This is a genomic window from Streptomyces sp. C, from assembly GCF_000158895.1.
GTDB classification, from domain to species: domain Bacteria; phylum Actinomycetota; class Actinomycetes; order Streptomycetales; family Streptomycetaceae; genus Streptomyces; species Streptomyces racemochromogenes.
The window spans coordinates 471,861-491,278 of the sequence record NZ_GG657750.1 but is presented as its reverse complement, the minus strand read 5'-3'; the positions used below and the strand labels follow the sequence as shown (position 1 = coordinate 491,278).

Below are 19,418 nucleotides of genomic sequence, written 5' to 3'. Positions count from 1 at the left end.
CCGTCCTCGCCGCGCTCGCCGCCGTCACCGACCGCCTCGGCCTGACCGGGACGATCAACTCCACCTTCAACGAGCCCTACGAGGTGGCCCGGCAGTTCGCCAGCCTCGACCACCTGTCCGCCGGACGCGCCGCCTGGAACGTGGTGACCTCCTGGGACGCCTTCACCGGGGAGAACTTCCGCCGCGGCGGGTTCCTGCCCCGCGAGGAGCGCTACTCCCGCGCCAAGGAGTTCCTGGCCGCCGCGACCGGGCTGTTCGACTCCTGGGACGGCACCGAGATCGTCGCCGACCCGGTCTCGGGCACCTTCCTGCGGGACGCCAGGGCGGGCGCCTTCACCCACCGCGGACCGCACTTCGACATCGAGGGCCACTTCAACGTGCCGCGCAGCCCGCAGGGCCGGCCGGTCGTCTTCCAGGCCGGCGACTCCGACGAGGGGCGCGAGTTCGCCGCCGCCCGCGCCGACGCGATCTTCGGCAGGTACGGGACCCTCGACGAGGGGCGGGCCTTCTACGCGGACGTCAAGCGCCGCCTCCCCCGGTACGGGCGCACCCCCGACCAGCTGAAGATCCTGCCCGCGGCCACCTTCGTACTCGGCGACACCGACGCCGAGGCGCACGAGACCGCCCACGAGGTGCGCCGCCTCCAGGTCAGCGGACAGACCGCGATCAAGTACCTGGAGCACGTCTGGAACCGCGACCTGTCCGCCTACGACCCCGACGGGCCGCTGCCCGAGACCGACCCCGAACCCGGCGAGAACACCATCGCCCTCGGCCGGGCCAGCGTCCGCCAGTTCCGCGACCCGCGGGAAACCGCCCGGCAGTGGCGCGAGCTCGCCCGCGCCAAGAACCTGTCGATCCGCGAGCTCGTCATCGCGACCACCGCCCGTCAGACCTTCGTCGGCTCCGCCGCCACCGTCGCCCGGGCGATCGACGACCTGGTGCAGGCCGACGCCGCCGACGGCTTCATCCTCGTCCCCCACATCACCCCCGGCGGCCTCGACGTCTTCGCCGACACCGTCGTCCCCCTGCTCCAGGAACGCGGCGTCTTCCGCACCGAGTACGAGGGCACCACCCTCCGCGACCACCTCGGGCTCTCCGTGCCCGCCCCCACCCGCCCCGGCCCGTAAGGAGCGCGGCATGTCCGGCATCCCCCTCGGGGTCCTCGACCTCGTCCCCGTCCCGTCCGGCTCCACCGCCGCCGAGGCCCTGCACCACAGCATCGACCTCGCCCGGCAGACGGAGGCCTTCGGCTACGCCCGCTACTGGTTCGCCGAGCACCACCTCAACCCGGGGGTGGCCGGGACCTCCCCGGCGGTCGTCCTCGCACTCACCGCCTCCGCGACCACGACCATCCGCCTCGGCTCCGGTGCCGTGCAGCTCGGGCACCGCACCGCCCTCTCCACCGTCGAGGAGTTCGGCCTGATCGACGCCCTGCACCCCGGCCGCCTGGACCTGGGCCTGGGCCGGTCCGCCGGCCGGCCGCCGCAGCGCGACCCCGCGGCGGCCGAGCCCTTCGAGGGGTGGACGCCGAACGGGCTGCGCATCCCGCCCCGCTTCTCCTTCGCTCACCTGCTGGGCCACCCGAGGGTCGCGCTCCAGCAGCGCCTGCTGAACCTGCCCGGGGCACGCCCGCAGGACTACGCCGAGCAGGTCGGTGACGTCCTCGCGCTGCTGCGGGGCGACTACCGCTCCCCGGAGGGCGTGGAGGCGCACGCCGTCCCCGGGGAGGGGGCCGACGTACAGGTGTGGATCCTGGGGAGCAGCGGCGGGGCCAGCGCGGAGACCGCCGGCCGCAACGGGCTGAGGTTCGCGGCGAACTACCACGTCAGCCCCGCCACCGTGCTGGAGGCGGCCGAGGGCTACCGGGCGGCCTTCAAGCCGTCGGCCGAGCTGGACCGCCCGTACCTGACGGTGTCCGCCGACGTCGTGGTCGCCGAGGACGACGCGACCGCCCGCGAACTGGCCGCCGGATACGCGCCCTGGGTGCGCGGCATCCGTACCGCCGAGGGCGCCATCCCCTTCCCCACACCCGCCGAGGCGCGCGCCCTGCCCTGGACCGAGGCCGACCGGGAACTCGTCGCCGACCGGGTCGACACCCAGTTCACCGGATCGCCGCGGACCGTCGCCGACCACCTGGAACGGCTCCAGGAGGCCACCGGAGCGGACGAACTGCTGATCACCACCATCACGCACGACCACGCGGACCGGGTCCGCTCCTACCGCCTGCTCGCCGAGGAGTGGCAGCGCCGCCGCCGACCGGCCGACCGGCGCCTGGTCGAGGCATCGCCCGGGGGCTCGTAGACTCGACGGTTGTGGCGGACACCCAGTACGAAGACCTGTTGCGGCATGTGCTCACCTCCGGGACGGCGAAGGCCGACCGGACGGGCACCGGCACCCGAAGCGTGTTCGGGCACCAGCTGCGTTACGACCTCTCCCAGGGGTTTCCCCTGGTCACCACCAAGAAGGTGCACCTGAAGTCGATCGTGTACGAGCTGCTGTGGTTCCTGCGCGGCGACTCGAACGTCGGCTGGCTCCAGGAGCACGGCGTCACCATCTGGGACGAGTGGGCCGACGCGGACGGCGAGCTCGGACCGGTCTACGGCGTCCAGTGGCGGTCCTGGCCCACCCCCGACGGCCGGCACGTGGACCAGATCACCGAGGTGCTCGACACGCTCCGGCGCGACCCGGACTCCCGCCGGATGATCGTCTCCGCCTGGAACGTCTCCGAGCTGTCCCGGATGGCACTCGCCCCCTGCCACGCCTTCTTCCAGTTCTACGTCGCCGACGGCAAGCTCTCCTGCCAGCTGTACCAGCGCAGCGCGGACCTGTTCCTCGGCGTGCCGTTCAACATCGCGAGCTACGCCCTGCTCACCCACATGGTGGCGCAGCAGACCGGCCTCGAACCGGGCGACTTCATCTGGACCGGCGGCGACTGCCACATCTACGACAACCACGTCGAGCAGGTGACCGAGCAGCTCTCGCGCACGCCGTACGAATTCCCCCGGCTGAACCTGCGCCAGGCCGACTCGCTCTTCGACTACGCCTACTCCGACGTGGAGGTGCTCGACTACCGGCACCACCCGGCCATCAAGGCACCGGTGGCGGTATGACCGTCGGACTGATCTGGGCGCAGACCCTCGACGGCGTCATCGGCGCCGGCAACACCATTCCGTGGCGGCTGCCCGAGGACATGGCGCACTTCAAGGCCACCACCCTCGGCCACCCCGTGGTGATGGGCCGCAAGACCTGGGACTCGCTGCCCCCGCGCTTCCGTCCGCTCGCCGGCCGGCGCAACATCGTCGTCACCCGCGACCCGCACTGGCAGGCCGGGGGCGCGCTGCGCGCCGGCTCGGTCGCCGAGGCCCTGGAGCTGGCGGCCGGCGCGGGCGAGACGTGGGTGATCGGCGGCGGCGAGATCTACCGGGCCGCCCTGGAGCACGCCACGGTGCTCTCGGTGACCGAGATCGACACCAAGGTGGACGGCGACACCCACGCCCCCGAGCCCGGCCCGGAATGGACCGCCGGAGCGGACGACGCCTGGCACACCTCGACGTCCGGGCTGCGCTACCGCGTCCGCCGGTACACCCGCTCACCGGACCCGCGGTCCACCCGCTGACCGGACCCGCCCGGACCGGCGGCCCCCCGGCCTAGAGCCGCGCGGCCTCCTCGCGCAGGGCCCGGACGAGGGCCGTGACGGGGGGCCGGCCGCCGCCGCGGGTGGCGGCCCCGATGTGCCGGACCGGGCCCGGCGCCGCGACCGGGACCGCACACAGGCCCGGGACCTCCGGGCCGAGCGCGATGGAGGGGATCAGCGAAACCCCCACGCCCGCGGCGACGAGCGAGCGCGCGAAGAAGTAGTCGGTGGTGGTCCCGCGCACCTCGGGATCGAAGCCGGCGATCGAGGCGTACCGGCGCAGGTACGCCTCGGTGCGCAGGCAGCCGAGCACCCAGGGTTCGCCCGCCAGCTCGGAGAGGTCCAGGGCCCCGCGCCCGGCCAAGCGGTGCTGCCGCGGCAGGACCACGTACAGCGGGTCCTCCATGAGCGGAGTCCACTCCAGACCGGAGCCGGCCCCGGGCCCGCCGGGCAGCGGGCCGTCGAAGCGGTAGGCGAGGGCGAGGTCCACGGCGCCCTGGCGGACCAGCGGCAGGGTGTCCTCGGGTTCGCCCTCCCTGATGTGGATCACGGTACGGGGATGTTCCGCCGTCAGCCGGGCGAGCGCGGCCGGCAGCAGCAGCCTGCCTCCGCTGGTGAACGTGGCCACGGTGAGCCGGGTACGGCCCGTGCCGAGCCGGTCGACCTGCTGCCGCGCGTGTTCGAGCTCGGCCGCGACCGTCTCCGCGGCGCCGACCATGATCCGGCCGGCCTGCGTCAGGGTGACGCCGCGCGTGCTCCGGTCGACGACCTGCGCGCCGAGGCCGCGCTCCAGCGCGGCGATCTGCTGGGAGACGGCAGAGGGGGTGAGGTGCAGGGCCGCGGCGGCCCGGTTGAAACTGCCGTGCTCCGCCACCGCCCGCAGGACGCGCAGCCGCTGTACGTCGATCAACAGTTTTCCTTCACACACGATCAGCAGATCATGACTTCCGCTGGTGACGATAGGCCTCCACGATGAGGGCATGCAAAAGATCATCGTCATCGGCGGAAGCCGCTACTTCGGAAGGCTCCTGGTCGAGCGCCTGCACGCCGCGGGGCACCGGGTCACCGTGGTCAACCGGGGCTCCACCCGACCGCCCGAGGGGGTCGAACACCTCGTCGCCGACCGGAACGACGAGCCCGCGCTGAGGGCCGCGCTCGACGGCCGGACCTTCGACGTCGTGATCGACCAGGTCTGCTACACCCCGGTGCAGGCCGCCATCGCCGCCCGCGTCTTCGCCGGCCGTACCCGGCGCTACGTCATGACCTCCACCATCGAGGTCTACGACCCCGCCACGGCCGCCCTCCCGGCCGTACCCGCCGGGACGCCGGTTCCGGAAACGGCCGTGGACCCGGCCGCCTGGCGGGTGGCCCCGGACCTCCCCTGGCACGACCCGGCGTACCAGGAGGAGCACTACGCCGAGGGCAAGCGCCAGGCGGAGGCAGTCCTCGCCGCCGCCGGCGGCTTCGGGTTCGCGAGCGTACGCAGCGCCCACGTGCTCGGCGGCGGCGCACGGGAGTTCACCGGCCGGCTGGCGCACTACACCGGCCGCATCCTCCGGGGCGAGGAGATCGCCGTGCACGCCGGGCCGCTGCCCACGGTCTTCATCCACCACGAGGAACTGGCCGACCTGCTGCTGTGGGCGGCCGCCGCCGACTTCACCGGCCCCGTCAACGCCTGCTCCGACGGCCCGCTCGACGTGCACGGCCTCACCGCCGTCATCGCCGCCCGGACCGGCCGGGAGCCCGTCCTGCGGACCGTCCCGGCGGGCGCGGCCGCCTCCCCGTTCTCCTTCGACCGCCACTACGCCATGAGCAACGCCCGCGCCAAGGAGCTGGGCTTCCGCTTCTCCCGCACCGCCGACTGGCTGCCCGGAGCCGTCGCCGAAGCCCTCGCCGCCTGAGCGGACGGAGCCACCATGCGGTACCGCACCATCGGCGCCGTGCCCGAACCGGCGCTGCCGGACGCCTTCAGGAGTGCAGGCGGCTCGTCCAGTCCTGCGGGACCCGCTCGGAGGGGCCCGGCGCCGGCTGGGTCGGCGGGTGCTCGGACGGCGGGGTGAGCTCGGGGCCGCCCTGGAACAGGGCGTTCGTGTCGTAGTTCCAGTACCAGTCCTCGCCCGGCTCGAAGCTCTGCACCAGGGGATGGCCGGTGGCCTTCCAGTGGGCGGTGGCGTGCTGGGCCGGCGAGGAGTCGCAGCAGCCGATGTGGCCGCACTGGGCGCAGCGGCGCAGGTGGAACCACCAGCCGTGCACCTCCTCGCACTCCACGCAGCCGGTGCCGGAGGGCGCGGCGCTCGGGTCGATCCCGTCGATCTCGGTCATGCGGTCTCCTCGGGGGTGTGCGGGGTGTCCGGGGTGCCCGGCGGTGTCAGCGGCAGCAGCACCTGGAAACGGGTGTCGCCGGGGACGGATTCGACCTGGAGGCTGCCGTGGTGCTTGCCGACCACGATCCGCCAGGAGATGTCCAGGCCGAGCCCGGTGCCCTCGCCGACCGGTTTGGTGGTGAAGAAGGGGTCGAAGATGCGGCTGCGGATCTCGGCCGGCACCCCGGGCCCGGTGTCGCGGAACTCCACGAGCAGCCGGTCCCCCTCCCGCGCCGTGCGGACCGTCAGCGTGCCCTCGCCGCCGGTCTCTGCGATGGCGGACACGGCGTTGTCGATCAGGTTCGTCCACACCTGGTTCAGCTCGGCCGGATAGGCGGGCACGTCCGGCACCGAGCGGTCGTACTCCTTGACCACCCGCACCCCGGGCCCGATCTTCCCCGACAGCATCACCAGCGTGCTGTCCAGGAGCTCGTGGACGTCCACGACCCGGTGCGGTGCCCGGTCGAGCTGCGCGTACTGCCTGGCCGCGTCGACGAGGTGGGAGATGCGGGCCGTGGAGTCCTCGATCTCGCCCATCAGCAGCTCGGTCTCGACCGTGTAGCCGAGCCAGCCGATCGCCGCAGGCAGCAGATCGTCCGCCACGGCCGCCGCGACCCGGTCCAGCCAGTCCGTGTCCAGGCCGGCCTGCACGAAGGCCGGCGCGACCCGCCAGCCCTCCGGCAGGCCGTGGTCCTCCAGCCAGTCCGCCAGCTCGTCCTCCCGGTCGGAGGCCTCCAGCGGGCTCAGCGCCGGGGCCTTCGCGACCCGCTCGACCGTACGCTCCTGGATCTCGATGAGATCGGCGATCGCCTCGCCCGAGTAGCGGCCCTGGGAGATGTGCGCCAGCTTGTGCCGCATCTTGCCGACCCGCTCGCGCAGCGCCGCAGTGGCCCGGACGGCCGCCGCGGCCGGGTTGTTCAGCTCGTGGGTGAGCCCGGCGGACAGCGAACCGAGCGCCAGGAGGCGCTCGCGCTGCCCGATGGCCCGCTGGGTGTTCTTCGAACCGAAGAACAGCCCCTCCAGCAGGTGAGCGGCCATCGGGAACCACTCCCGCATGACGTCCGCGAACGACTGCGCCGGCAGCACGAAGAACCGGGTCGGCTCCGTCACCCGCATGGAGTTGGTGTACGTCTGCGGCACCCGCTCGCCCAGATAGGCCTGCATCGCGCCCGAGTACACCCCCCGCTGCGAGGTACGGCTCACCTCGACGTCGTCGCCGCCCACCCGCCGCGACAGGACGACGGTCCCCTCGATCATCACGTAGAAGCAGGTGGCGGGCTCCCCCTCGGTGTACACCGGACCCGCCTCGAAGCGCTCCACCCGCCCCTCGGCGCACAGCCGCCCCAGCTGCTCCGGCGACAGCTTCTCGAACAGGAACAGGGACGCTATCTCGTGCGGCGCGCAGGGCAGGACCTGTCCGCCGCCGGGCCCGTTCACGACTGCTCCAGGTACCGGTGGACGAGCATGACGGCCATGGCTCCCTCTCCCACGGCGGACGCGACGCGCTTGGCCGACTCGGCGCGGGCGTCGCCCGCCACGAACACGCCGGGAACGCTGGTCTCCAGGTGGTACGGCAGCCGGTCCGGCTCCCACCCTTCCGGCGGCCGGCCGTCCGCCGTGAGGTCCGGTCCCGCCAGGATGAAGCCGTGCCCGTCGCGCAGCACCGTTCCGTCCAGCCAGTCGGTCAACGGGGCCGCGCCGATGAACACGAACACGTACTGGGCGTCGACCGGTTCCGTCGCCCCGCTGTCCACGTCCCGCAGCACCAGCCGCTCCAGGTGGTCGTCACCGTGCGCCGCCTCGACGACGGTCCGGGTGCGCACCGAGATGTTCGCGGCCTCCTCGATCTGCTGGACCAGGTAGTACGACATCGACGCGGTCAGCGACTCCCCGCGCACCAGCAGCGTCACCGACTTCGAGCCCCGCGCCAGGTACATCGCCGCCTGCCCGGCCGAGTTCGCGCCGCCCACGACGTACACGTCCTGCCCCGCGCAGGACGCCGCCTCCGTGAGGGAGGAGCCGTAGTACACCCCCCGGCCGGTCAGCTCGTCGCAGCCGGGCGCCCCCAGGTGCCGGTACGAGACCCCGGTCGCCAGGATCACGCTGTGCGCGGCGACCGCCGATCCGTCGGAGAAGCGGACCACCCGGGCCGGCCCCCTGACCTCCAGGCCGGTGACCTCGCGGGCCGTGAGGATCTCGGCGCCGAAGCGGGCCGCCTGGCGGCGGGCGCGCTCCGTGAGCTGGGCGCCCGAAACGCCGTCCGGGAAGCCGAGGTAGTTCTCGATGCGGGAGCTCTGGCCGGCCTGCCCGCCCGTCGCCGACCGTTCGACCAGCACGGTGCGCAGCCCCTCGGAGGCCCCGTACACCGCCGCTCCGAGCCCGGCGGGGCCGCCGCCGATGACCACCAGGTCGTAGAACTCGGCCGCCGGGGTGGTGGCGAGCCCCACGTGGGCGGCCAGCTCGGCCGGCTCCGGCTCGATCAGCGCCGTGCCCTCCGGGGTGACCACCAACGGCAGGCGGTGCCCGTCGGCCCCCGCCGCCTCCAGCAGCCGCCGGCCCTCGGGCTCGTCGCAGGAGTACCAGCGGTACGGCACCTGGTTGCGGGCCAGGAACTCCCGCACCCGCGAGGACGGCGCCGACCAGCGGTGCCCGACCACCTTGGTCGCGGGCACCGGCCGGTGGTCGCTGGACCGCCAGGCCGCGAGCAGGTCGTCCAGGACCGGGTAGAGCTTCTCCTCCGGCGGGTCCCAGGGCTTGAGGAGGTAGTGGTCGAGGTCGACCACGTTGATCGCGTCGATCGCCGCGCCCGTGTCCGCGTACGCGGTCAGCAGCACGCGCCGCGCGCCCGGGTACACGTTCAGGGCCTGTTCGAGGAACTCGATGCCGTTCATCCGGGGCATGCGGTAGTCGGCGAGGATCACGGCCACCAGGTCGCCGCGCAGCTTCAGCTCCCGCAGCGCCTCCAGCGCGGACTCGCCGGACTCGGCGCGCACGATCCGGTACCCGCCGCCGTAGCGGCGCCGCAGGTCACGGGCGATGACGCGGGAAACGCCCGGGTCGTCGTCCACGGTCAGGATGACGGTCCGCGCGCTCTCCACGGCCTCTGCCATACGGCCCATCGTAGGGTCGGCGGGCCGGGACCGCTCCGGAACCGCTCCGGGGACGCGGGCGGGCGCCCGGAGTCGCTGGCGCGGGTGCCCCCGACACCCCGCCCCGGCTCCGGGCGCCCCGGGACCCCGGCCCGCGGTTCCCCTGCCCTCAGGGGCGGGGCGGGCAGGCCGAGGGGGTCTCCAGCCTCACGGCGGTCACCGTGTACTCGGGCAGCACCGGGGCCCAGGTCACCCGCGCGTCGAGGCAGGCCGTGTACGTGCGCCCGCCGGTGAGATAGCGGATCTGAACCCGGCCGCCGCGGTTGTTGACGACGGCCTTCGCCCCCTTGGCACGCGCCCCCAGGGTCTGGAAGCCGCTGGTGGCGTCCTTGTACGTCGCGGTGGGGCGGTTGGCGTCGTAGTCCGTCTTCTTCAGGTAGAAGCAGACACTGGACGAGGCGCAGCCGTGGGGCGCGGCGGCCGAGGCCGGAGCCGCGGCGAGGGCCAGCAGGCCCGCGGCGGCGGCGATGCCTGCCGCGGCGACGGTGGTGGTGCGGATGGTGTTCACGACGGTGTTCTCCTCCGGAAGGTCACGGTCAGCACCGGTAGGCGGCACTGGGGTGGGCGGGCTCGCAGTAGCGCACGTGCAGGTGGTTGTCGTGGCCCGCCCACGAGGTGGTCAGGCCCTCGGAGATCAGCTGGGGGTCGTTGAAGAAGACGGTCTTGACGTGCCCGGGCGCGGCCCGCCGGATCTCCTGGACCAGCCGGCGGGTGGCCGCCCGGTCGTAGGCGGCGGACTTCCACGTGATCCGGGCGGCCGTGCACTGCGCGCCGTCGTCGCGGACGGGCCACAGGTCCGCGTCCAGGCCCTGCTCGTGGCTGGCGTGGCCGGGGATGTTCCCGCCCAGTTCGAGCCCGAGGTCGCCCACCGGGATCCGGCCGCGGCCGGCGGAGGCGAAGGCGCGTCCGGCGGCCTCCAGCTGGGCGACGGCCGCGGCCGTGCCCCAGTTCGCCGTCTTGTTCCCGTCCGGGTTCTGGTCGCACAGGTTGTTCCCGGAGAAGGTGACGCGCTCGTAGTGCCAGAGCAGGTTCTTCCAGGTCGCCGGACCCACGACGCCGTCGGCCGTCAGCCCTGCCGCGGTCTGGAACCTGCGCACCGCCGCCTTGGTCCCGTCGCCGAACTTCCCGTCCACGCCGAGTCCGGCTCCGGCCTTGGCGTTGAGCTCGCCCTGCAGGGCGGACACGGCCGGCCCCGAGGCGCCCTCCTTCAGCGTGGGGGCCAGGGCCGCCCAGGTGGCCGCGCCGACGATGCCGTCGGCGGCGAGCTTGTGCGAGGCCTGGAAGCGCTTGACGGCCGCCGTGGTCGACGCCCCGAACACCCCGTCGGCCGGGGCGGACTGCCCCTTCGAGACGAGCAGCCGCTGGAGGGCCAGGACGTCGGTGCCCCGGTTGCCCGCGGACTGCGCGGGGTACTGGGCGCGCCCGTAGGCGAGGGACTCCTGCGCGGGCCCGGCCAACGCCATCAGCACGGCGGCCGGGACGACGAGGGCGGCCGCCCTCCGGGAGGTGCGGGACCAGCGCGTCGCCGTCACCGGCTCGCCTCGGCCGTGCAGGCCGCGACGCCGTCGCAGAAGGTGATGTCCCAGTGGTTCTTGCTCCTCTCCAAGGTGTAGACGTTGCCCGCCGAGGACCGGTAGCGGGGGTCGCCCTTCCTGGGGGCGATGCGCGTGAAGCTGCGCGTGATGTAGTTGCTGATGCAGTCGGCGGGGTTGATGTCGACCTTGTAGCCCTTCTCGTGGCTGTACTTGAAGGTGCGGTCGTGGCCGACCTCCGTGGCTCCGGTGACGTGGACCGCGCACTTGCTCGCGCTCTTGAGGGTCTTGAGACCGGTGACGGAGGCCTGGTTGATCTGCTCGAAGGAGGTGCAGGTGGGGTTCTGCCGGTCCGTGCAGTTGCCGCTGGAGGACCAGGTGACGCCGGCGGCCCGGAGCTGGGAGGCCGCCTGGGACTGGGAGAGCTTGGAGACGGCGAACGCGTTGCCGGGCAGGGCCAGTACGGTGGCCGCGCCGATGGCGCCCGCGGTCAGGGCGAAGCGGTGCAGGGTGCGCATGGTGACTCCTCGGATGCTGTGTTCGGGGTTCGTGCGGAGAAGAGAAGGGCTAGTACCAGTGCGGTGAGCGGGACTTCCAGGCCTTGTACGCGTTGCAGGGCGTCCCGTACCGGTCGTCGATGTACTTCAGGCCCCACTTGATCTGGGTGGCGGGATTGGTCTTCCAGTCGGCGCCGGCGCTCGCCATCTTGGTGGCCGGCAGTGCCTGCGGGATCCCGTACGCACCGCTGCTCGGATTGGTGGCGTACACCCGCCAGCCGCTCTCGCCGTTCCAGAGGTCGTTCAGGCAGCCGAACTGCGCCGCCACGGTCCAGCCGTGCGCGCCGAACTGCTTCTGCGCCGCGATCCTGACGGTGCGGGACACTCCCATCGCCGACATCGTGGCCGGCCCCGCGGTCCCGTCGGCGCCGACCCCGTGGGTGCTCTGCCACCGCTTGACGGCCGACCTGGTGCCGGCCCCGAAGAGCCCGTCGGCCGCGACGCCCGCCTTGGCCTGGACGGCCTTGACCTGGCCGTGCAGGGCGAGTTCGCTGCGGGCGCCGTACTTGCCGTCCGCGTCCAGGCCGTTGTCGCCCTGGAAGTCCCGCAGCGCGGCCCGGGTGGCGGGGCCGTCGACCCCGTCCACCCGGTCCGCCGCCAGGTACCCCAGCCCCGCCAGGTTGGACTGCTCCACGCGGACCTGGTCGACCGCGTTCGCGTCGTGCGCGCCCAGCATCGTGACGAGCAGGGCCGCCGTCGCACCCCCGGAGGCCAGGAACGGTATTCGGGCAGCGGAAATCGGTCTCACTCCAGGCTCCTCGGGAAGTCGCCCGGGACCTTCGGCCCCGGTGGCTGCCGGACTTGACGGTGAGAAGGCTAGGAGCGGGCCCCCCGCCCGGACGTCCGCTGACGGATTGAGCTTCCCGACGCCCGCCGTCAGCCGAGGAGTTGACGTCCGGGCCCGTCTCAACCCGGCGGTTGACGTCCGGGGCACACCCCCGGGTTGACGTGGCAGGCACGCCCCACCGCCCTCGCGGAGATCAACCCCACGGTGGACGACGCCCCCGCCGGATCCGCATACCTTCCAGCGATGAGCACCCGGTCACGCCTGCGGCAAGCCCTTCTCGACAGCGCGCTCCCCGTCGTCCTGGCGGTGGGCGGGTGCGTCGCGGGGGAGGAGTACCCCCACGCCGCCTGGGCGCCGTTCGACGTCCCGGCGTACCTGCTCACCTGCCTCACGGCACTGCCGCTCGCCGTCCGGCGGGCGCGGCCGATGACGGCCCTGACCGCCTGCTGCCTCGGGTACTCGCTCTACCTCGCCGCCGGCTACCAGCCGTCGCTGAACTGGTGGGCGATCCCCGTCGCCCTGGTCAACGCGGCGTCCAGGTGCCCGCTGCGCATGTCGGCGCCCGGTGCCGGCCTCGCCGCGGCGACCGTGCTGTTCAGCGGGTTCGCGGGCGGCCTCAGCCCGCTGCTGGTCCTCGGACAGGCCGTGATCGTCCCCGTCATCTGCCTGGTGTTCGGCCGCGGACGGCGCCAGGTCGCCCTGCAGAACCTCGAACTGGTCCGGCTCGCGGAGGCGCTCGCCCACGAGCAGCGCGAACGGGCGCGGCGGGCGGTGGTCGACGAGCGGATCCACATCGCGCGCGAGCTGCACGACGTGGTCGCCCACCACATGTCGGTGATCTCCGTCCAGGCCGGACTCGCCGACTACGTCTTCGCCTCGGACCCCGCCACCGCCCGGGCGGCGCTCACCACCATCGCCGGCGCCAGCCGCGACGCCCTGGGCGAACTGCGGCGGCTGCTCACCGTCCTCCGCGTCGACCTGGGCCGGGAGGACGACCCCTCGTCCGCGCCGCTCGGCCCGCTGCCGGAACTCAGCCGGGTGGAGGAGCTCGCCCGGCGGGTCGGAGCGGCGGGGGTGACCGTCGACATACGGACAACGGGAGTGCCCCGGAAACTCGATCCGGGCCTGGAGGTGTGTGCCTACCGGGTCCTCCAGGAGGCCCTCACCAATGTGGTGAAACACGCCCGTTGCGCCCGTGTGGAGGTGCGGATCGCCTATCTGGCCGACCGGTTGACCATCTCGGTGCGCGACGACGGCGGCGAGGGGAAACCGGCCATCGCCGCTCCGGGTTCCGGACACGGGTTGATCGGCATGCGGGAACGGGTGAGGATCTGCGGCGGCAGGCTGTCCGCCGGGCCTCTGGGTGAAGGGGGATTCGAGGTCCGCCTCTCCCTTCCGACCGGCTCGGAGCTCCCGGAGGACGCATGGGGCCCGGCCGCGACCGGACATGAGGGGGACGACAGTGACGGACGTGCTCGTTGTCGATGATCAGGACCTGATCCGCGGAGGCATCGCCGCACTCCTGCGCGCCGCACCCGGGTTCGCCGGGGTCGCGGAGGCCTCGGACGGCGAGTCCGCCGTGGCCGCCGCACTGGCCCACCGGCCCGACGTGATCCTCATGGACATCCGCCTCCCGGGCATCGACGGCATCACCGCGGCCGAACGCATCCTCGCCGGCCAGCAGGGCACCCGGTCGCGCATCATCGTGCTCACCACCTTCGACGTGGACGAGTACGTGTACGCGGCGCTGCGCGCGGGCGCGAGCGGCTTCCTCCTCAAGGACACCCCGCCCGAGCGGCTGATCTCCGCGGTGACCACGATCGCCGGCGGCGACATGCTGTTCGCGCCCGCCGTGACCCGGCGCCTCATCGAGGCCTACAGCGCGCGCACCGAGGGCCCCGGCGGCGACGACCGCACCCTCTCCCGGCTCACCAACCGGGAACAGGACGTGCTGCGGCTGGTGGCCAGGGGACTGGGCAACGACGAGATCGCCGCGGAACTCGTCGTCACCGAGGCCACCGTCAAGACGCACCTGCACCGCACGATGACCAAACTCGGCCTGCGCAGCCGCGCCCAGGCGGTCGCCGTCGCGTACGAGGCCGGACTGGTGGTTCCGGGGAGGCCCGTCGGCCACCCCTGCTGAACGCCCTGCCGGGTCCTTGAAGCGGAAGGGCGGGGCGGCTCGCACCCCGCCCCGCTCCTTGATCACCGGAGCGGAAACGGAAGCAGGCGGGTGCCCCAATCCGGTTACCCCGCCGGTCCGTTGGGGGCGGGCGCCTTTGTGCGCACCTCGGTGACGTGACCAGCAGGTTCGTGTGTTCCGCCAGTACGAAGTCCCGTCGCCCACGCAGCAGACTTCCCGCCGAGGGCCGCGGCTCGTCATGGGAGCCGACGCCACAGAACGATGGGGGAACCACTGCGATGAGTGGTCAGCTGTACGACGGAATCGGCGAAGCGTTCGAAGGCTTCAAGACCCTGCCCATCATCCGCTACGCCGAGGTACCGGGCTTCCTCGGCCTGGTCGGCGACGTCACCGGCAAGTCCGTGCTCGACATCGCCTGCGGCACCGGCTTCTACAGCCGCGAGCTCAAGCGCCGCGGCGCCACCCGCGTCCTCGGCTTCGACGTCTCCGGCGCGATGATCGACGCGGCCAAGGCGATCGAGGGCGCCGAACCCCTCGGCATCGACTACGAGGTCGCGGACACGACCACCCTGCGCGAGTTCGACGAGCCGTTCGACGTGGCCATCGCCGTGCAGGCGTTCAACTACGCCGGCGACGTAGCCGAGATCGAGCGGATGATGCGCAACATCCGGCGCAGCCTCGTCCCCGGCGCCCCGTTCCACCTGTTCGTGCAGGACCCCGGCTACGACTTCGGCGGCCCGTCGCTGGAGAAGTACGGGTTCCTGCTCGAACCGACCGGCAAGGACAACGAGATCGGCGTCGGGATCCGGCTCACCGCCCTGCTCGACCCGCCGGTCTCCTTCGAGGCCACCGTGCCCTCGAAGGAGACGTACGAGCAGACCCTGAAGGCGGCCGGGTTCACCGGGATCGAGTGGGTCACCCTCGAGGTCTCGGACACCGGCCTGCAGAAGTACGGCGAGGAGTACTGGGCGGACTACACCTCCAACCGCCCGCTGACGATGATCCGCTGCACCGCCTGACCGAGGTGCCGGACACCGGCCCGGCCCCCTCGGGGGCCGGGCCCGTCCTCCGTTCTAGGCTGGTCCGGTGACCATGGAGCTGACCACCCTGACGACGGTGGCCTTCCGGGGCCGGGAGATCACGGCACCCCGGATGCGGGCACTGATCGCCCTCCTCGCCCGCGAGTTGCGCGCCGGATGCGGTACCGCGCGGCTGATCGACGGGCTCTGGCCGGACGAGCGGCCTGCGCATCCGGTCAAGGCGCTGCAGGTCCTCGTCTCGCGGGCGCGCACGCAGCTGGGGCCCGAGGCCATCGCCGGTACCCCGGGCGGCTACCGGCTCGCCCTCGGGGCGGAGCGGGTCGACGCCTCGGCCGTCCTGCTGCACACCGCCGCCTGCGCGGCGAAGTCCCGCTCCGGCGACCACCCCGGGGCCCTCGCCGAAGCCGAAGCGGGGCTGGCGCTCTGGGGTGCGGGCGGCCCCGGGCACGGGGAACCCGTACCCGGCGATCCGCTGTCCGCCCTCAGGGCCGAACGCCGCCCGGCGTACCGCTCGCTGCTCCGCGCCCGGGCACTCGGACTGGCGCGCACCGGCCGGGAGCCCGAGGCGCTGGAGCCACTGACGGAACTCGTCCGGGAACTGCCCCGGGACGAGGAACTCCTGCTGGAACTGGTCCGCTGCGAGGCCGCCACCGCGGGCGCCCCCACCGCCCTGGCCACCTACGACCGCCACCGCCGCGCACTCCGCGACGACCTGGGCACCGACCCCGGGCCGGCCCTGCGCGCCCTGCACCGGGAACTGCTGCGGACCGGCACCCCGGCGGTACGCCGCGGAGTACCGCACGAGCCCAACGAACTCCTGGGCCGCGCCGACGACATCGCCGCCGTGGCGCGGCTGCTGCGCACCTCCCGCGTCACCTCGATCGTGGGACCCGGCGGGCTCGGCAAGACCCGGCTCGCCGCCGCCGTCGCCCGGGACGCGGCACACCACACCGTCCACCTGGTCGCCCTCGCCGGCGTCACCGGCGACGCGGACGTCGCGGGCGAGGTCGCCTCCGCCCTCGGCGTCGCCGAACCCCGTCCCGGGCCCCCGGGCCGCCCCGGCCCGCGCGCCGACCTGCCGGCCGGCATCGCCGGCGCCCTCGGCCCCGGCCCGGCCCTGCTGGTGCTGGACAACTGCGAACACGTGCTGGACGGAGCCGCCGAACTGGTCCGGGCCCTCGTCGCCATCACCCGTGACCTGCGGATCCTCACCACCGGCCGGGCACCGCTCGGCCTGTCCTCCGAAGCGGTCCACCCGCTGCCCGAGCTCGATCAGGCCACGACGGTCCGGCTGTTCGAACAACGGGCCCGGGCCGCGCGCCCCGGCGTGGAACTCCCCGCCCAGCAGGTCGCGGAGCTCTGCCGCCGCCTGGACGGGCTGCCGCTCGCCGTGGAGCTGGCGGCCGCGCGGGTACGGGTCATGTCGGTCGCGGACATGACCCGCCGCCTGGACGACCGGTTCGCACTGCTCCGCGGCGGCACCCGGGACGCGCCCCCGCGCCACCGCACCCTGCACGCCGTCGTCGACTGGAGCTGGAACCTCCTCGAACCCGCCGGGCGGACGGCCCTGCGCGCCCTGTCCGTCTTCCCCGGCGGCTTCACGGCCGAGGCCGCCGCCCACCTGCTCGGTGACGGCCTCCCCCCGGCCCCGGACGCCCTGGACGTCCTGGCGGACCTCGCCGACCAGTCCCTGCTCAAGGTCGCCGACACCGGCACCGGCACCCGCTTCCGGATGCTGGAGACCGTACGGGAGTTCGCCGCCGCGCACCGGGACCGGGCCGGCGAGACGGAACGCGTCACCGGGCGGTTCCTGCTCTGGGCGCGCGGCTTCGGCCGCGCCCGGCACGACGCGCCCTTCGGCCCCGACCCGTACACCGCGTGGCGGGGGATCAAGGCCGAGCACGACAACCTCGTCCTCGCCCTGCGCCTCGCCCTCGCCCGCCGCGACGCGCCCACCGTCGCGGCGGCCGGCGCCGTACTGTGCAGCCTGTGGGCCACCGAGGGGAACTACGCACGGCTGATCCCCCTCGCGGCCGAAGCCGGCGCGGCGCTCTCGCACCACCGGCCGGAACCCGCCCACGTCGAGGCCACCCGCACCGCCGCGGTGCTGCTCGCCGTCGGCCCGCTGCTGGGCGGAGCCCCCGCACCGCCCCGCCTCCTCGCCCTCCTGCGCCGCCTGCCGCAGGCCCCCGCGGACACCCTCCCCAGGGCCCTCGCCACCCTCCTGCGCGCCGCCCCCGAGGTGTTCGGGAGCGACCGCAGGCGGCTGGACGCCTTCCGCGGCAGCGGCGAGCCCCTGCTCGCCGGGGTGGCCGAGGGACTGGCCGGATACCTGTGGGAGAACGACCACGAACCGGAGCGGGCCCTGGCGGCCGCCCGGCGGACGCTCGCCGCCGTCGAGGAGCACCGCATCCCCTGGCTCCAGGTCATCGCCCGGTCCCGGCTGGGGGAGCTGTGCCTGCGCGCGGAGCGGGGGGAGGAGGCAGTGCGCCACCTGAGCGAGGCCGTCCGCGTCCTCGACCCGCTCGGCGACTGGCCCGACACGCTGGGCCTGCGCTGGGGCATGGTGCTGGGCCACCTCCAGACGGGGGACGTGGACGAGGCGGAACGGTGGCTGGAGCCGGCCGCGCGGAGCCGGCCGGAGGAGACCGGAGACGTACCGACCCCCGAACTGGGAGCCCGTGCCGAGATCGAGCTCGCGAGGGGCGGGACGGAGCGGGGCCTGACGCTCTGGCGCCGTGCCGCGGCCCTCCCCGAGCGGCCCGGCGAACCGGTCCTCGGCCTCGACGTGGACCTGGCGCCCTGGGCCCTGGAGCTGCGCGCCGCCGCCGTGGCCGCACACGCCCACCACGGCCGGCTCGCCCCGGTCGAGGAGCTCACCGCCCGCCTTCCGGAACGCGCGCGGTCCCGGCTGGAGCGGGGCGCCCCGGCGGACCTCCCCCTCTGCGGCGCGCTGCTGCTCGCACTGGGGACGGCCGACCTCGTCAGGGGAGCCGCGGACGGCAGCGCGGCCACGGTCGGCGTCGGCGTACGGCTGCTCGCCCTGACCGAGTCCCTCCGGTGCCTGCGCACCTTCCAGCCGACCATGTCCTCCACCCGCGCCCGGGAGGCGGCCCGCCGCGCCGACCGGGCGGCGTACGAGGACGCACGGTCCGGGTACGCCGCCCTGGACCGGGACGGACTGCGGCGGGCCGCTCCTCGGCCTGCTGCGGGAACGGGAACGGGAACGGGAGGGGGAGCGCGGCTGACCGGCTCACCCGGCCGGGCTCAGAGCCGCACCGGCAGCCGCAGCAGGTGGAAGCCGTCCCCGGGCCAGTGGCCGAACTCCAGCTCCCCGCGGGCGACGGCCAGTTCCGGCACCGGCCGCCGCACGAGCAGCCGCTCGAACACCACACCCGTCACCAGGCTCCCGAGCGCGGCGCCGATGCAGTGGTGCGCACCGTGCCCGAACGCGAGGTGGCCCCGGCCCCGCGCGGCCTCCCTGGTGACGTCGAGCCGTGCGGACGCCTCTCCGTACACGGCCGGGTCGTGGTTCGCGGCCAGCAGCGCCACGGTCACGGAATCGCCCCTGCGCAGGCCGGTGCCGGCGAAGACGAAGTCCTCGGTGGCGTACAGCGTGGCACCGATCCGCAGGAGCGTGACGTGGCGCAGGAGTTCGGGCACGGCCCGGCCGAGGAGTTCCGGTTCCGCGCGGAGCCGGTCCAGCTGGCCGGGGTGGTCGAGCAGGGCGAGGACCGCGTGGGCGAGGAAGAGGGCGGGAGGGGTGATCCCGGTGTTGATGAGCAGGAACACCATGGCGGTGATCTCCTCCTCGTCGAGCGCGCCTGCGCCGCCCTCGCGGGCCCCTCCGAGCAGGGCGCTGATCAGGTCGTCGGCCGGGGCGGCCGTCCGCCTCGCGATCAGCGCCTTGACGTACTCGACGACGCCGGCGAGCCCGTCGCCCATCCTGCTGCCGTCGCCGTAGGCGAAGTCCCGGATCCAGTCGCAGACCCGGGCCCGGTCCGCCTCGTCCACACCGACCAGCTCGCAGATGACGGAGGTGGCCAGGGGATACGCGAACTCGTTCAGCAGGTCGGCCTCCTTCCGGCCGGCCAGCTCGCCGATCAGCCGCGCGGCGCTCTCCTCGACGAAGGGCCGCAAGGACGCGACGCGCCGGGCGGTGAAGGCACGGGTGAGGGGGGTCCGGAGGCGGGCGTGCTCCGCGCCGTCGAGG

At 74.0% G+C, this 19,418-nt stretch carries 17 protein-coding genes and 1 pseudogene; 9 read left to right on the top strand and 9 right to left on the bottom strand.

Annotated features, from left to right (window positions below):
• The 4 genes from SSNG_RS02395 to SSNG_RS02380 all read left to right on the top strand — a co-directional run.
• On the top strand, window positions 1-1,127 hold a 1,127-nt coding region (locus SSNG_RS02395; RefSeq protein WP_007262189.1), incomplete at its 5' end, for an NtaA/DmoA family FMN-dependent monooxygenase.
• A 10-nt stretch (window positions 1,128-1,137) separates the two neighbouring features.
• Entirely contained in the window at window positions 1,138-2,301 is a 1,164-nt protein-coding gene (locus tag SSNG_RS02390) for an LLM class flavin-dependent oxidoreductase (protein WP_007262188.1), read from the top strand.
• An 11-nt stretch (window positions 2,302-2,312) separates the two neighbouring features.
• Window positions 2,313-3,110 (top strand): thymidylate synthase, encoded by a 798-nt coding sequence (locus tag SSNG_RS02385; protein WP_007262187.1) that lies wholly within the window; start codon window positions 2,313-2,315, stop codon window positions 3,108-3,110.
• Window positions 3,107-3,616 (top strand): dihydrofolate reductase, encoded by a 510-nt coding sequence (locus SSNG_RS02380; protein WP_007262186.1) that lies wholly within the window; start codon window positions 3,107-3,109, stop codon window positions 3,614-3,616. The genes SSNG_RS02385 and SSNG_RS02380 overlap by 4 nt, the downstream gene beginning before the upstream one ends.
• Window positions 3,617-3,647: 31 nt before the next feature.
• Here the strand turns inward: SSNG_RS02380 and SSNG_RS02375 are convergent, their stop codons facing one another.
• Window positions 3,648-4,544, bottom strand: a complete 897-nt coding sequence (locus SSNG_RS02375; protein ID WP_042800417.1) for a LysR family transcriptional regulator — start codon at window positions 4,542-4,544, stop codon at window positions 3,648-3,650.
• Between the two features lie 70 nt (window positions 4,545-4,614).
• Between SSNG_RS02375 and SSNG_RS02370 the strand changes: the two genes are divergently transcribed.
• Window positions 4,615-5,535: an NAD-dependent epimerase/dehydratase family protein gene (locus tag SSNG_RS02370; RefSeq protein WP_007262184.1), complete on the top strand. Its 921-nt coding sequence runs from the start codon at window positions 4,615-4,617 to the stop codon at window positions 5,533-5,535.
• 67 nt (window positions 5,536-5,602) lie between these two features.
• Here the strand turns inward: SSNG_RS02370 and SSNG_RS02365 are convergent, their stop codons facing one another.
• From SSNG_RS02365 to SSNG_RS38595, 7 genes are all read right to left on the bottom strand, one after another.
• The gene (locus SSNG_RS02365) at window positions 5,603-5,956 is read right to left on the bottom strand and encodes a UBP-type zinc finger domain-containing protein (RefSeq protein ID WP_007262183.1); all 354 of its coding nucleotides are present in this window, start codon (window positions 5,954-5,956) and stop codon (window positions 5,603-5,605) included.
• The gene (locus tag SSNG_RS02360) at window positions 5,953-7,407 is read right to left on the bottom strand and encodes an ATP-binding protein (protein WP_128637339.1); all 1,455 of its coding nucleotides are present in this window, start codon (window positions 7,405-7,407) and stop codon (window positions 5,953-5,955) included. Before SSNG_RS02360 ends, SSNG_RS02365 begins: the two co-directional genes overlap by 4 nt.
• A 23-nt stretch (window positions 7,408-7,430) precedes the next feature.
• Window positions 7,431-9,107: an FAD-dependent oxidoreductase gene (locus SSNG_RS02355; protein WP_007262181.1), complete on the bottom strand. Its 1,677-nt coding sequence runs from the start codon at window positions 9,105-9,107 to the stop codon at window positions 7,431-7,433.
• 148 nt (window positions 9,108-9,255) lie between these two features.
• Window positions 9,256-9,654, bottom strand: coding sequence for a hypothetical protein (locus SSNG_RS37680; RefSeq protein ID WP_050779518.1), 399 nt, complete (start codon window positions 9,652-9,654; stop codon window positions 9,256-9,258).
• Window positions 9,655-9,682: 28 nt separating this feature from the next.
• Window positions 9,683-10,678: a penicillin-insensitive murein endopeptidase gene (locus SSNG_RS02345; RefSeq protein ID WP_241694980.1), complete on the bottom strand. Its 996-nt coding sequence runs from the start codon at window positions 10,676-10,678 to the stop codon at window positions 9,683-9,685.
• On the bottom strand, window positions 10,675-11,196 hold the full coding sequence (locus SSNG_RS02340; protein ID WP_007262178.1) for a hypothetical protein: 522 nt from the start codon (window positions 11,194-11,196) through the stop codon (window positions 10,675-10,677). Before SSNG_RS02340 ends, SSNG_RS02345 begins: the two co-directional genes overlap by 4 nt.
• A gap of 49 nt (window positions 11,197-11,245) precedes the next feature.
• Window positions 11,246-11,983, bottom strand: a complete 738-nt coding sequence (locus SSNG_RS38595; protein ID WP_063749868.1) for a peptidoglycan-binding protein — start codon at window positions 11,981-11,983, stop codon at window positions 11,246-11,248.
• A gap of 282 nt (window positions 11,984-12,265) precedes the next feature.
• Between SSNG_RS38595 and SSNG_RS02330 the strand changes: the two genes are divergently transcribed.
• The 4 genes and pseudogenes from SSNG_RS02330 to SSNG_RS02315 form a co-directional block, all read left to right on the top strand.
• Window positions 12,266-13,510: a sensor histidine kinase gene (locus SSNG_RS02330; RefSeq protein ID WP_128636834.1), complete on the top strand. Its 1,245-nt coding sequence runs from the start codon at window positions 12,266-12,268 to the stop codon at window positions 13,508-13,510.
• Window positions 13,470-14,165, top strand: coding sequence for a response regulator transcription factor (locus tag SSNG_RS02325; RefSeq protein WP_042800416.1), 696 nt, complete (start codon window positions 13,470-13,472; stop codon window positions 14,163-14,165). Before SSNG_RS02330 ends, SSNG_RS02325 begins: the two co-directional genes overlap by 41 nt.
• A 278-nt stretch (window positions 14,166-14,443) precedes the next feature.
• Entirely contained in the window at window positions 14,444-15,184 is a 741-nt protein-coding gene (locus SSNG_RS02320; protein ID WP_007262174.1) for a class I SAM-dependent methyltransferase, read from the top strand.
• A gap of 67 nt (window positions 15,185-15,251) precedes the next feature.
• Window positions 15,252-18,401 (top strand): annotated as a pseudogene (locus SSNG_RS02315) (BTAD domain-containing putative transcriptional regulator); the annotation flags it as partial.
• A 71-nt stretch (window positions 18,402-18,472) separates the two neighbouring features.
• On the opposite strand, the gene SSNG_RS43380 reads toward SSNG_RS02315, so the two are convergent.
• A complete protein-coding gene (locus tag SSNG_RS43380) occupies window positions 18,473-19,150 on the bottom strand; it encodes a cytochrome P450 (RefSeq protein ID WP_241695198.1) in 678 nt (225 codons plus the stop codon).
• Window positions 19,151-19,418: the final 268 nt, after the last annotated feature.

Bases quoted from the DNA above. Each gene is read 5' to 3' on its own strand.
- SSNG_RS02390 (WP_007262188.1), top strand. From the start codon at position 1,138: ATGTCCGGCATCCCCCTCGGGGTCCTCGACCTCGTCCCCGTCCCGTCC.
- SSNG_RS02380 (WP_007262186.1), top strand. From the start codon at position 3,107: ATGACCGTCGGACTGATCTGGGCGCAGACCCTCGACGGCGTCATCGGC.
- SSNG_RS02370 (WP_007262184.1), top strand. From the start codon at position 4,615: ATGCAAAAGATCATCGTCATCGGCGGAAGCCGCTACTTCGGAAGGCTC.
- SSNG_RS02365 (WP_007262183.1), bottom strand. From the start codon at position 5,956: ATGACCGAGATCGACGGGATCGACCCGAGCGCCGCGCCCTCCGGCACC.
- SSNG_RS02355 (WP_007262181.1), bottom strand. From the start codon at position 9,107: ATGGCAGAGGCCGTGGAGAGCGCGCGGACCGTCATCCTGACCGTGGAC.
- SSNG_RS02340 (WP_007262178.1), bottom strand. From the start codon at position 11,196: ATGCGCACCCTGCACCGCTTCGCCCTGACCGCGGGCGCCATCGGCGCG.
- SSNG_RS02330 (WP_128636834.1), top strand. From the start codon at position 12,266: ATGAGCACCCGGTCACGCCTGCGGCAAGCCCTTCTCGACAGCGCGCTC.
- SSNG_RS02325 (WP_042800416.1), top strand. From the start codon at position 13,470: ATGAGGGGGACGACAGTGACGGACGTGCTCGTTGTCGATGATCAGGAC.
- SSNG_RS02320 (WP_007262174.1), top strand. From the start codon at position 14,444: ATGAGTGGTCAGCTGTACGACGGAATCGGCGAAGCGTTCGAAGGCTTC.
- SSNG_RS43380 (WP_241695198.1), bottom strand. From the start codon at position 19,150: ATGGGCGACGGGCTCGCCGGCGTCGTCGAGTACGTCAAGGCGCTGATC.